Source organism: Streptomyces sp. JLBG701 (assembly GCF_058544905.1).
This window is the reverse complement of record NZ_CM178588.1, coordinates 9,866,725-9,879,178: the sequence shown is the minus strand read 5'-3', so window position 1 is coordinate 9,879,178 and position 12,454 is coordinate 9,866,725. Positions and strand designations below refer to the sequence as shown.

Genomic DNA, 12,454 nt, shown 5'->3' with positions numbered 1-12,454 from the left:
AAACCTCCAGAGCAGAGGCATGCGGAGCGGCTCGCCCGGGGTCTCGCGGCTCGAGTCCGGGCGCGGTGGGGGGCCGGTGAGTGCGAGGGCGCACGTCGTCCCACGACGCCCTCGCACCGCTCCACAGCGGAATGCCGCGACCTTACCCACGCGTAACTTACCGGCGGTAGCCCTCGGATTATTACGCTTCAGTAATATGACACCAAGTCTAACAAGGGCCCCTCCAGCCCCTTCCGCCTCGCCCTTTGCCCCGCCTGCCGCCCTGGCTTCAGGCCCCGCAGGACCTCAGGAACTTGCGCGTACGCACCGCGATGGGCAGCGGCTTGTCCGGCTCGCACGGGTACATGTCCTGCTCGACGATCGCGAACAGCTCCACGCCCAGCCGCTGGGCGGCCACCAGCACCGGCTCCAACTCCGGTACGCCGGAGGGCGGTTCGCACATCACCCCGCGCCCCACCGCCGGACCGAACGGAACCTCGTCCCTCACCACGTCGGCCAGGATCTCCGGGTCGACCTGCTTGAGGTGCAGATAGCCGATGCGCTCGCCGTACGTCTCAATCAGCTTGACGCTGTCGCCGCCGCAGTAGGCGTAGTGCCCGGTGTCGAGGCAGAGGTTGACCAATTCCGTGTCGGTCGAGTCGAGGAAGCGCTCGACATGGTCCTCGGTGTCGACATGGGTGTCGGCGTGCGGGTGGACGACGAGGTCGAGGCCGTACGTCTCCTTGACCTCGTGTCCGAGGCGTTCCATGCCCTTGGTCAGGTGGGCCCACTGCTCGCCGGTGAGCTCCGGCGGCTCCAGGATCTCGGCGGTCTTGTCGTCGCGCCAGAAGGACGGGATGACGACGAGGTGCTTCGCGCCCATCGCCTGGGTGAGCGCGGCGACCTGGCTGACGTGCTCCCAGGTGGACTCCCAGACGGCGGGACCCCGGTGCATGCCGGTGAAGACCGTGCCCGCCGACACCTTCAGCCCACGCCTGTCCACCTCGTCGGTGAGCCGGGCCGGGTCGGTCGGAAGGTAGCCGTACGGACCCAACTCGATCCAGGAGTAGCCCGCTTCGGCGACCTCGTCCAGGAAGCGTTCCCAGGGCACCTGTCGGGGGTCGTCGGAGAACCAGACGCCCCAGGAGTCCGGGGCGGAGCCGACCCGGATGCGGTCCAGGGCATTCGCCATGTCAGGAGTCCCCTTCGGACTTCGCCACCACTGGCGCGGTGAGGTCCTCCGCTTCGGGGAGTTCCTCGACGTCGACGCCGCGGACCTGGGCCAACTCGTGCTTGAGCGCGGCCAGTTCGGTGCCGCCGGCCATGTGGTTGGTCAGCTCTTCGAGGGTGATCTCGGCGCGTTCGGCGGACAGTTCCATCGTGCCCAGGCGCAGCACGCTGAAGTGGTCGCCGACCATGTAGGCGTGGTGCGGGTTGTGGGTGATGAAGATGACGCCCAGACCGCGGTCGCGGGCGGCCGCGATGTACTTCAACACCACGCCGGACTGCTTGACGCCCAGGGCGGCGGTCGGCTCGTCCAGGATCAGAACGCGGGCGCCGAAGTAGACGGCGCGGGCGATCGCCACGCACTGGCGCTGACCGCCGGAGAGGGTGCCGATGGGCTGGTCCAGGTTGTCCAGGATGATGCCCATGTTGCGGAGCTCTTCGTCCGCGGTCTTCTTCATGCGGGCGATGTCCAGGCGACGTACGGGCCAGGGGCCCAGCGTCATCTCGGAGCCGAGGAAGAAGTTGCGCCATACCGGCATCAGCGGCACGGTCGCCAGGTCCTGGTAGACGGCGGCGATGCCCTTGTCGAGGGCCTCGCGCGGGGTGGAGAAGTGCACCGGCTGCCCGTCGACGAGGAAGTCGCCCTCGGTGTGCTGGTGCAGCCCGGAGATGATTTTGATCAGGGTCGACTTGCCGGCGCCGTTGTCGCCGAGCACGCACGTCACCTGCCCCGGGTGCACGGCGAGGTCGACGCCGTGCAGGGCGCGGACGTTGCCGTACGACTTGCCCGCGTTGCGGAGCTGGACGAGCACCCCGTCCTTCTCGGGGGCGGCGTCCGCGAGGATGGCGCCGTGGGTGCCGGTTCCGTTGGTGGATGTCATTCCGTTCACCTCCGGGTCGCCGTGCGGCTGACCCACAGATTGATCAGGACGGCGCCGAGCAGCATCACGCCGAGGAACGCCTTGAACCAGTCGGGGTTCCAGCCGGCGTAGACGATGCCCTGCTGCACCATGCCGAACATGAACGCGCCGAAGACCGGACCGATTGCCGAACCGGCACCGCCGGTCAGCAGACAGCCGCCGATCACGGCCGCGGAAATGTAGATCAGCTCCTGGCCCACGCCCTCACCCGACTGCACGGTGTTGAACGTGAACAGCTGGTGCATGCCGACGAACCAGGCACCGAAGCCGACCAGCATGAACAGCGAGATCTTCGTGAACGTCACCGGCACACCGACGGCGCGGGCGCTGTCCTTGTTGCCGCCGACGGCGAAGATCCAGTTGCCGTACTTGGTACGGAGCAGCACCCAGGTGGCGATGGCCGCGAAGACCAGCCAGTAGATGATCGTGATCTTCACCTGGACGCCGCCGACGTCGAAGGACGACGCGAACACCTTCTTCGCGGTCGAGAAGCCGTCCATGTTGCTGATGTCGTCGGTGGCCACGTTGGTGGTGACCAGCTTGGTCACCGCGAGGTTGACGCCCTGCAGGATCAGGAAGGTGCCGAGGGTGACCAGGAAGCTGGGCAGCCCGGTCTTCACCACCATCCAGCCGTTGAAGAAGCCGACCGTGAGCGACACGAGCAGCGCGACGATCACACCGACCCATACGTTCATGGTCAGTTGGTAGCTGAGCATGCTCGCGGTGAGCGCGGAGGTGATGACGGCGACGCCGGACGACAGGTCGAACTCGCCGCCGATCATCAGCAGCGCCACCGGCAGGGCCATGATCCCGATGGTCGACGACTGGTACAGGACGTTCGCCATCGAGCTGCTGTCGCGCACCGGCGGAGCCGAGATCAGGAAGAACACGTACACCGCTACGGCACCGAGGAAGACACCCACCTCGGGACGGGCCAACATCCGTAGCGCCAGGGGGCGTTGGGTGGTCCGGCCGTCGGTCTCCTTGCGGCCGGGGGCCGGCGGTGTGGTCACCGCCGGCTCGGCGTGCTGGGTCATGCCGATCACCGAGTGCCCTTCGCGGCGAACGCCGCGACGGTGTCGACGTTGGTCTTGTCGACGAAGGCCGGACCGGTCAGCACGGGCTGCTCGCCACCACCCATGTAGTTGCCGTTGTTCTTGTAGAGCCACAGCGAGTCGATCGCCAAGTAGCCCTGGAGGTAGGGCTGCTGGTCCACGGCGAACTCGATGGTGCCCTTGCTGATGGCGCCCGTCAGGTCCTTGTTCAGGTCGAAGGTGGCGACCTTGGCCGAGCTGCCCGCGTCGGTCACGGACTGCGTGGCGGTCAGCGCGAACGGGGCGCCCAGGGTGACGACGTAGTCGATCGCCTTGTCCTGCGTGAGCTTGGCGGTGATCGTCGACTTCACGGACGGCATGTCGGTGCCGTTGACGTTCAGGGTCTCGGTGGTGCCGGTGAAGGTCTTCTTCACACCGTCACAGCGCTGCGTCAGGCCGATGTTGCCCTGCTCCTGGATGACACAGACGGCCTTCTTGGCGCCTGCCTCGTTGAGCCGCTTGCCGAGCGCCTCGCCGGCCACGGTCTCGTCCTGGCCGAAGAACTCCATCAGGCCGAGCTTCTGCCATTCGCTGACACCGGAGTTGAGGCCCACGACGGGTATGTTCGCGGCCTTCGCCTTGCTCACGACGTCCTTGAGGGCGTCCGGCTTGGCGAGGGTGATCGCGATGCCGTCGACCTTCTGGTCGATGGCGTTCTGCACCAGGGTGGCCTGGTTGCCGGCGTTCGGGTCGGCCGAGTAGATCAGCTTGACGTTGTCCTTGGCGGCCGCGGCTTCGGCACCCTTGCGGACGATGTCCCAGAAGGTGTCACCGGGCGACTGGTGGGTGACCAGCGCGATGGTCATCCGGGGCGTGGTGGCCTTGCCCGCCGAGGAGTCGGTGCCGCCTTCCTCGGACTCCTTTCCACCGGAGCTGCTGGAGCAGCTCGCGAGGGTCAGGGCCGCTGCCGCGGCCATGGCCACGACGGGGGCGATTCTGCGGGAACGAGAAGAGCGTGCCATCTTTCCTGCACCTCACTGTGCGACGAACGACGGGGGAAGGGCCGGGGACCGCGAGGGTCCTGGGGCCCGGGAGCTACTCAGACCCGGGTCTTGTGCCGCGAAACACGGCTGTTGCGCTGGGACGGGATCCAATCCCTTGCTGCGCCCGCTGTCAATACTTTGTTAAGACATCATTTCACAAGCAGGTCCGAATGTAAGTACAAACCATTGACAGCGTGGGGTTCCGCGACTTACACCTGGGAGGCGGCAGCCCGCCCGGAGCCTGCCAATCCCAGCAGACTCGATTCCATCGAGGAGCGTCGCGCATGGCCGAGTCAGCCCAGCCCTTCGACTTGATCACTATGGGCCGCATCGGGGTCGATCTCTACCCCACGCAGACGGGCGTACCCCTGGCGAAGGTCGACTCCTTCGGCAAGTTCCTCGGGGGTTCGGCCGCCAACGTGGCGGTCGCCGCCGCCCGCCTCGACCGCTCCACCGCCGTGATCACCCGCACCGGCGACGACCCATTCGGTGCCTATCTCCACCTGGCGCTCGGGGAGTTCGGCGTCGACGACCGCTGGGTCAGACCGGTGGCGGCCCACCCGACGCCGGTGACGTTCTGCGAGATCTTCCCGCCGGACGACTTCCCGCTGTACTTCTACCGTCGACCGAAGGCCCCCGACCTGGAGATCCACACGGACGAGCTGGACTTCTTCGCGATCCGCGCGGCGAAGATCTTCTGGATCACGGGCACCGGCCTGAGCGAGGAGCCGAGCCGCTCGGCCACGCTGGCCGCGCTGAAGGCGCGCGACAAGGCGGGCATCACCGTCTTCGACCTCGACTGGCGCCCCGCGCTTTGGAATGACACAGCTTGGCGGGACCCGGAAGAGGCCCGCCCCTACTACGCGGAAGCGCTGCGTCACGTCACCGTCGCGGTCGGCAACCTCGACGAGTGCGAGATCGCCACCGGCGTCCGCGAACCGCAGGCGTGCGCCGAGGCGTTGCTGGCAGCGGGTGTCGAACTCGCCGTCGTCAAACAGGGCCCCAAAGGCGTACTGGCGCTGCACCGCGACGGCACCCGCGCGGAGGTGCCGCCGGTGCCCGTCGAGGTGGTCAACGGCCTCGGCGCGGGGGACGCGTTCGGTGGCTCGCTCTGTCACGGGCTGCTGTCCGGCTGGGAGTTGGCGGACACGATGCGGTACGCAAACGCGGCAGGCGCCCTCGTCGCCTCCCGCCTCGCCTGCTCCTCGGCGATGCCGACCCGGGCCGAGGTCGACGGCCTCCTCGCACAGACCCCGACGGCGAGCGGCGTGGCCGCCCGGGCCACCCCCTGAACGGAGTTCCCCTTGACCATCGGCATCCCTGACCTCCCCACGGTCAGAGCCCGGCACCCGGAGGCCGTCGCAGAGGCGGCCGCCCGACGGGGGCGCCGCCCGCTGATCGGCGACAGCGGCCGTCTGATGATCGTCGCCGCCGACCACCCGGCACGCGGCGCGCTCGGCGTCGGCGACCGCAAGCTGGCCATGGCCGGCCGGGCGGACCTGCTGGAACGCCTCTGTGTCGCCCTCTCCCGGCCCGGCGTCGACGGGGTGCTCGCCACCGCGGACATCCTGGAGGACCTCCTGCTGCTCGGGGCGCTGGAGGACAAGGTCGTCATGGGCTCCATGAACCGCGGCGGCCTGGCCGGCGCCGCCTTCGAGATGGACGACCGCTTCACCGGCCACCGAGCCCAGGACCTCTCCCGGCTGCGCTTCGACGCGGGCAAACTGCTGCTCCGTATCGACTACGCCGACCCGGGTTCGCTGACCACGCTGGAGTCCACCGCCCGCGCGATCGACGACATGGCGGCACACCAACTCCCGGTTTTCGTCGAGCCGTTCATCTCCCGCCGCGTCGACGGGAAGGTCAACAACGACCTTACCCCCGAGGCCGTCATGCGCTCCATCGCCATCGCCTCGGGACTCGGCGGCACCTCCGCCTACACCTGGCTGAAACTCCCCGTCACCCATGACCCGGACGACATGGGCCAGGTCCTGGAGACCTCCACGCTGCCCGCCGTCCTGCTCGGCGGCGAGGTCGGTGACGATCAGGAGGGCGCGTACGAGCGCTGGCGCAAGGCGCTGCGACTGCCGACCGTCCAGGGCATGGTCGTGGGCCGCTCGCTGCTCTACCCGGCCGAGGGCAGCGTGGAGACGGCCGTGGACACCGCGGTCGGCCTGCTGTGAGGCGGTACGCGATGACCCGACTCCCCCTCCGCACCGCACCCGAGAGGTCCCGATGAGCACCCGCCGACTGACGACCGCCCAGGCACTGGTGCGGTTCCTGTCCGCCCAGTACACCGAGCGCGACGGCGTACGCCACCGGCTGATCGCCGGCACCTGGGGCATCTTCGGCCACGGCAATGTGGCGGGCATCGGGCAGGCGCTCCTGGAGGCGGGTGAGGACGCCATGCCGTACCACCAGGGCCGCAACGAACAGGCCATGGTGCACGCGGCAGTTGGCCACGCCCGCCACCTCAACCGTCTCTCCGCGCAGGCGGTGACCACGTCCATCGGCCCCGGTGCCACGAACCTGGTCACGGGAGCCGCGCTCGCGACGATCAACCGCCTCCCGGTGCTCCTGCTCCCCGGCGACTACTTCGCGACCCGCGCCGCCGACCCGCTCCTCCAGCAGTTGGAGCACCCGGTCGAGGCCGATGTGTCCGTCAACGACACCCTGCGCCCGGTCTCCCGCTACTTCGACCGGGTCACCCGCCCCGAGGCGCTGATCCCGTCCGCCCTCAATGCCATGCGGATCCTGGCCGACCCCGCCGAGACCGGCGCCGTCACCCTCGCCCTCCCCCAGGACGTCCAGGCGGAGGCCTTCGACTGGCCGGACGCCTTCTTCGCCGAGCGTGTCTGGCACGTACGACGCCCCGCGCCCGACCCCGTCGAACTGGCGCAGGCCGTCGCCGCGATCCGCTCCGCCGCCCGCCCGTTGATCGTCGCGGGCGGCGGAGTCCACCACAGCGAGGCCGAGGACGCCCTGAAGGCGCTGGTCGAGGCCACCGGCATCCCGGTCGCCGCCACCCAGGCCGGCAAGGGCTCCCTGCGCCACGACCACCCCGCCGACCTGGGCGGCATCGGCCACACCGGCACCGCGGTCGGCGACGACATCGCGCGCACGGCCGACCTGGTCATCGGCGTCGGCACCCGCTACAGCGACTTCACCACCGCCTCCGGCACGCTCTTCCAGAATCCGGACGTCCGTTTCCTCAACGTCAACATCACCGGCTTCGACGCCCACAAGCTCGCGGCCCGCACGCTCGTCTGCGACGCGCGGGCCGGGCTCACCGCACTCGCCGAGGCGCTCGCCGGACATCGCGTCGAGGCGTCGTACGAGAGCGAGTACCGGGCCGGCAAGGCGAGTTGGGAGCGGGTGGTCGAGGCCGCCTTCCGGGCCGACGACGAGAGCGCGGTGCCGACCCAGACGCAGGTGCTGGGCGCGCTGGACGCGGTCGTCGGCGACGAGGACGTGGTGATCAACGCGGCCGGTTCGCTCCCGGGCGACCTGCACAAGCTGTGGCGGGCCCGCTCGCCGCGCCAGTACCACCTGGAGTACGGCTACTCGTGCATGGGCTACGAGATCCCGGCCGGCATCGGCGTCCAGCAGGCCGCCCCCGACACGCCCGTCTGGTCGCTGGTCGGCGACGGCACGTATCTGATGATGCCGACCGAGATCGTCACCGCCGTCCAGGAGGGCCTGCCCGTCAACCTGGTCCTGATCCAGAACCACGGCTACGCCTCCATCGGCGGCCTCTCCGAGTCGGTCGGCGGCGAACGCTTCGGCACGCCTTACCGCTACCGGGCCCCTGACGGCACCTTCACCGGCGATCCGCTGCCCGTCGACCTCGCCGCCAATGCCGCGAGCCTCGGCATGGACGTCCTGCGCGCCAAGACCGTGCGCGAACTGCGCGAGGCCCTCGCCACCGCGCGCGCCTCCGACCGGCCGACCTGCGTCTACGTGGAAATCGATCCGGCGCCCACCGCTCCCCCGGCGGAAGCCTGGTGGGACGTGCCGGTCGCCGAGACCGCCACCCGCGAGGCCGCCGTCCGGGCCCGCGAGGTCTACGACCGCCAGGTCGCCGACCGCCGCCGGCACCTCTGAACCCCCCTCCCCCGAAAGGCCCGCACCATGAAGACCATCACCCACTGGATCGGCGGCAAGCCCGTCGAGGGCACCTCCGGGCGCTTCGGCGCGGTATACAACCCGGCGACCGGCGTACAGGAGAAGCAGGTCGCCTTCGCTACGGTCGACGACGTGGACACCGCCGTAGCCAGCGCCAAGGCCGCCTACGAGGGCTGGGGCACCGCCTCCCTCGCCAAGCGCACGGCGGTGCTGTTCAAGTACCGCGAACTGCTGGACGCGCACCGCGACGAGATCGCCGAGCTGATCACCGCCGAGCACGGCAAGGTCCACTCGGACGCGCTGGGCGAGGTCGCCCGGGGCATGGAGATCGTCGAACTCGCCTGCGGTATCGCGCAGTTGATGAAGGGCGAGCTGTCGACGCAGGTCTCCACCCGCGTCGACGTCGCCTCGATCCGGCAGCCGCTGGGCGTGGTCGCGGGCATCACGCCGTTCAACTTCCCGGCCATGGTGCCGATGTGGATGTTCCCCCTGGCGATCGCGTGCGGCAACACCTTCGTGCTGAAGCCGAGCGAGAAGGACCCCTCGGCCTCCTTCCGGCTGGCCGAACTCGCCTCGGAGGCCGGCCTCCCGGACGGTGTCCTGAACATCGTGCAGGGCGACAAGGTGGCCGTGGACCGCATCCTGGAGCACCCGGACATCGAGGCCGTCTCGTTCGTCGGCTCGACCCCGATCGCCAAGTACATCCAGCTCAAGGCGGTCGAGCACGGCAAGCGCGTCCAGGCTCTGGGCGGCGCCAAGAACCACATGCTCGTCCTCCCCGACGCCGACCTCGACTTCGCCGCCGACCAGGCCATCAACGCCGCCTACGGCTCGGCGGGCGAGCGCTGCATGGCTGTGTCGGTGGTGGTCGCGGTCGGCGACACCGGCGACGAACTGGTCGCGAAGATCGCCGAGCGCGCCGGGAACCTGCGCATCGGTCCCGGCGACGACCCGGCCTCCGAGATGGGCCCGCTCATCACGCGCGAGCACCGCGACAAGGTGGCGTCGTACGTCTCCTCGGCTGCCGAGCAGGGCGCGCAGGTCGTGGTCGACGGCACCGGATACACCGTCAAGGGCCACGAGGACGGCTTCTTCCTCGGCGTATCGCTCCTCGACAAAGTGCCGCTGACGGCGGACGCGTACCGCGACGAGATCTTCGGCCCGGTGCTGGTCGTCGTCCGCGCGGAGACGTACGACGAGGCCATCAAGCTGATCAACGACTCCCGTTGGGGCAACGGCACCGCGATCTTCACCCGCGACGGCGGCGCCGCCCGCCGCTTCCAGCTGGAGGTCAGGGCGGGCATGGTCGGCGTGAACGTGCCGATCCCGGTCCCCGTCGGCTACCACTCCTTCGGCGGCTGGAAGGACTCCCTCTTCGGCGACCTGCACGTCTACGGCAACGACGGCGTCGCCTTCTACACCCAGGGCAAGGTGATCACCACGCGCTGGCCGGACCCGGCCGACGCCGGTATCAACCTCGGCTTCCCGAGCCACTCCTGACACCCGAACCGACCCGAAGGGAGGTGCCCCCTGTGGCGACCACCGGTGACTACTCTCGTGCCGTGACCGTCTCCGCGCTCGCTTCCCTGGACTTCGCGCTCGACCGCAACAGTCCGGTGCCGCTGTACTACCAGCTCGCCCAGCAACTGGAGGCGGCGATAGAGCACGGAGTCCTCGCCCCGGGAAACCTCCTGGGCAACGAGATCGACCTCTCCGTACGCCTCGGCCTGTCCCGCCCCACGGTCCGCCAGGCGATCCAGTCCCTGGTCGACAAGGGACTCCTGGTCCGCCGTCGCGGGGTGGGCACGCAGGTGGTGCACAGCCAGGTCAAGCGTCCGCTGGAACTCAGCAGTCTCTACGACGACCTGGAGTCGGCCGGGCAGGGTCCGACCACGCAGGTGGTGCGCAACGAGCGCGTTCCGGCCACCGCGGACGTCGCGGCGGCGCTCGGCGTCGCGGAGGGCAGCGAGGTCACGGTCCTGGAGCGGCTGCGCTGCACCCACGGCCAGCCCGTGGCGTTCCTCTGCAACTACCTCCCCGCGACACTCCTCGAACTGGACACCGCCCGGCTGGAGTCGACGGGCCTGTACCGGATGATGCGCGCCGCCGGCATCACCCTGCACAGCGCCCGCCAGACCATCGGCGCCCGCTGCGCCACCGCCGAGGAGGCCACCCGCCTCGACGAGAAGGAGGGCGCGGCCGTGCTCACCATGCAGCGCACGGCGTACGACGACACCGGTCGCCCGGTCGAGTACGGCACGCACATCTACCGGGCGTCGCGGTACGCGTTCGACTTCCAGTTGCTGGTCAGGCCTTGAGCGGCTTGCTGAACCACGTGACCGGGCGCTCCAGCCGCTCGCCGTCCACGGTGATGTCGACGGCCTCGTTGTAGAAGGCGAGGAGTCCCTTGATCGCGCCCACGGCAGGGAGTGGTTCCGGGTAACTCCACACGAGGTTGGCCTCGTTCGACGAGTTCCAGTACTCGGCGGTGCCCTTGTAGGGGCACCCCGTGTGGTGTTCGCTCGGCTCGAACAGGTCGAGCCTGACGTCCTCGGGCGGGAGGTAGTAGCGGGTCGGCAGCCCGGTCTCGAAGAGCAGCACCGGGCGGTGGCTGTCCGCGACGACCGTGCCGTCGATCTCGACGACGACATGGCGGCTGCTGGGCATCGCGTCCACCCGTTTGTGCGGGTCACGGGGGTGGATGAAGATCTCTTCCTCCTCCTCGTACCAGTGGTCGAGCCCCCGGCCGTTGCGCCGGAACCACTCGAAGGCGATGTGCCCGGCCAGGTCTTCGGCGGGATAGGTCCAGGCCGCGTTCTCCAGCAGCTCGCCGTCCGCTTCGAGGTCGTAGAAGACCGTCGATCCGGTGTGCTTGCCCGTCGGCGGGTTCTTCGCGGGGCGCAGGAGGTCCTCGCGGACGTCATGGCGGGGGAAGGCGTACGTCGGGACGGGGATCGTCGGCTCCCAGACGAGTACGGGGTGCCGGCTGTCGACGACGGTGAGGTCGCCCTTGCGGCCGCGCACCCAGCGTTCGCTGGGCTCCCAGAGGAGGCCTTCGGGGGTGGTGCGGATGGTCCGGGTGGTCGGGAGTGGGGTCATGGCTGCTCCTTACCCGGCGGAGTCCAGCCGCTCCCGCTGCTCCGGGGTCAGCTCCAGCTCCACCGCCGCCAGGTTCTCCTCCAACTGTGCCACCGAGGACACTCCGGCGAGCGGGACGACCGGCAGCTCTCCGCCGAGCAGCCAGGCCAGCACGACCTGGTTGACGGTCGCCCCGGTCTCCTCGGCGACCTCCCGCAGGGCGGCAAGCCGGGGCGGGGTGCCCGGGTGGTCGTACTCGGCCCCCAGGGGCTTGTCCTGGCGTACGTAGGCGCCCGTCAGGAGAGGTGAGTAGGCGACCAGGGTGAGGGCCGGCTCGGCGCGGAGGTAGCCGAGCAGGTCGGGGGTGGCCCCGCCCAGGCTGCCGTCGGGGAAGAGCTCGTGGGGTAGGTCCGTGCGGGGGCGCAGGTAGCTGTGCCGGTACTGGAGCACCTCATAGCCGGGCAGCCCGGCCGCGGCGGCGAGCGCCCGGGCCCGTTCCACGCGCCACGCGGCATGGTTGCTGACGCCGAGGAGACCGACCGTGCCCTCGGCCACCAGCTCGGCGAACCCCTCCACGGTTTCCTGCAGCGGAACCTTGTGGTCCTCGATGTGCGCGTACAGGAGATCCAGTTTCTCCACGCCGAGCCGTTCCCGGCTGCGCTCGGCCGACTCGCGGATCACCTTCGCCGACAGGCCCTCCGGGTTGTCGATGTAGCTGGTGCCGGGTGCCAGGGGGCGGGCGCCGAGCTTGGTGGCGATCACGATCTCGTCGCCGATCCCGCGGCTGCGCCGCCAGCGGCCGAGGAGTTCCTCGCTGTGGCCGCCCTGGCTGCCGTCCTCCCAGAAGGCGTAGTTGTCGGAGGTGTCGATGAAATTGCCGCCGGCCTCGACATAGCGGTCGAGTACGGCGAAGGAGGTCTTCTCGTCAGTGCGGGAACCGAAGAGCATCGCGCCGAGCGCCAGCACGCTCACCTCGCGGCGGTGGGCCGGATCGGCGCCGATGGTGCGGTACTTCATGATGATCCCTCCCGTTCGCACCCGGTTGTCC

Annotated in this window: 11 protein-coding genes; 5 read left to right on the top strand and 6 right to left on the bottom strand. The window is 69.6% G+C overall.

Annotated features, from left to right (window positions below):
• Nucleotides 1-268 precede the first annotated feature (268 nt).
• Genes AC5DRG_RS45135 through AC5DRG_RS45120 form a run of 4 tightly spaced genes read right to left on the bottom strand, consistent with a single transcriptional unit; the run spans nucleotide 269 to nucleotide 4,182 of the window.
• Nucleotides 269-1,171: a sugar phosphate isomerase/epimerase family protein gene (locus AC5DRG_RS45135; RefSeq protein WP_491805910.1), complete on the bottom strand. Its 903-nt coding sequence runs from the start codon at nucleotides 1,169-1,171 to the stop codon at nucleotides 269-271.
• Nucleotide 1,172: 1 nt separating this feature from the next.
• Nucleotides 1,173-2,087 carry an ATP-binding cassette domain-containing protein gene (locus AC5DRG_RS45130; RefSeq protein WP_491805908.1) on the bottom strand — a complete coding sequence of 305 codons (915 nt, stop codon included), beginning with the start codon at nucleotides 2,085-2,087 and terminating at the stop codon, nucleotides 1,173-1,175.
• Between the two features lie 5 nt (nucleotides 2,088-2,092).
• The gene (locus AC5DRG_RS45125) at nucleotides 2,093-3,169 is read right to left on the bottom strand and encodes an ABC transporter permease (RefSeq protein WP_491813335.1); all 1,077 of its coding nucleotides are present in this window, start codon (nucleotides 3,167-3,169) and stop codon (nucleotides 2,093-2,095) included.
• Nucleotides 3,169-4,182, bottom strand: a complete 1,014-nt coding sequence (locus AC5DRG_RS45120; RefSeq protein WP_491805906.1) for a sugar ABC transporter substrate-binding protein — start codon at nucleotides 4,180-4,182, stop codon at nucleotides 3,169-3,171. Before AC5DRG_RS45120 ends, AC5DRG_RS45125 begins: the two co-directional genes overlap by 1 nt.
• A 305-nt stretch (nucleotides 4,183-4,487) precedes the next feature.
• Between AC5DRG_RS45120 and iolC the strand changes: the two genes are divergently transcribed.
• The 5 genes from iolC to AC5DRG_RS45095 are packed head-to-tail and all read left to right on the top strand — an operon-like array spanning nucleotide 4,488 to nucleotide 10,646.
• Nucleotides 4,488-5,495 (top strand): 5-dehydro-2-deoxygluconokinase, encoded by a 1,008-nt coding sequence (gene iolC / locus AC5DRG_RS45115; RefSeq protein ID WP_491805904.1) that lies wholly within the window; start codon nucleotides 4,488-4,490, stop codon nucleotides 5,493-5,495.
• 12 nt (nucleotides 5,496-5,507) lie between these two features.
• Nucleotides 5,508-6,386, top strand: coding sequence for a Cgl0159 family (beta/alpha)8-fold protein (locus AC5DRG_RS45110; RefSeq protein WP_491805902.1), 879 nt, complete (start codon nucleotides 5,508-5,510; stop codon nucleotides 6,384-6,386).
• Nucleotides 6,387-6,438: 52 nt separating this feature from the next.
• Nucleotides 6,439-8,307 carry a 3D-(3,5/4)-trihydroxycyclohexane-1,2-dione acylhydrolase (decyclizing) gene (iolD, locus tag AC5DRG_RS45105; RefSeq protein ID WP_491805900.1) on the top strand — a complete coding sequence of 623 codons (1,869 nt, stop codon included), beginning with the start codon at nucleotides 6,439-6,441 and terminating at the stop codon, nucleotides 8,305-8,307.
• Between the two features lie 27 nt (nucleotides 8,308-8,334).
• Entirely contained in the window at nucleotides 8,335-9,828 is a 1,494-nt protein-coding gene (locus AC5DRG_RS45100; RefSeq protein ID WP_491805898.1) for a CoA-acylating methylmalonate-semialdehyde dehydrogenase, read from the top strand.
• Between the two features lie 32 nt (nucleotides 9,829-9,860).
• The gene (locus tag AC5DRG_RS45095; protein ID WP_491805896.1) at nucleotides 9,861-10,646 is read left to right on the top strand and encodes a GntR family transcriptional regulator; all 786 of its coding nucleotides are present in this window, start codon (nucleotides 9,861-9,863) and stop codon (nucleotides 10,644-10,646) included.
• Here AC5DRG_RS45095 and AC5DRG_RS45090 read toward each other — a convergent pair.
• Both AC5DRG_RS45090 and AC5DRG_RS45085 read right to left on the bottom strand, forming a co-directional pair.
• Complete coding sequence (locus AC5DRG_RS45090) at nucleotides 10,636-11,427, bottom strand: DUF427 domain-containing protein (protein ID WP_491805894.1); 792 nt, start codon at nucleotides 11,425-11,427, stop codon at nucleotides 10,636-10,638. The genes AC5DRG_RS45095 and AC5DRG_RS45090 overlap by 11 nt on opposite strands.
• A 9-nt stretch (nucleotides 11,428-11,436) precedes the next feature.
• The gene (locus tag AC5DRG_RS45085) at nucleotides 11,437-12,423 is read right to left on the bottom strand and encodes an aldo/keto reductase (protein WP_491805893.1); all 987 of its coding nucleotides are present in this window, start codon (nucleotides 12,421-12,423) and stop codon (nucleotides 11,437-11,439) included.
• Nucleotides 12,424-12,454 lie beyond the last annotated feature (31 nt).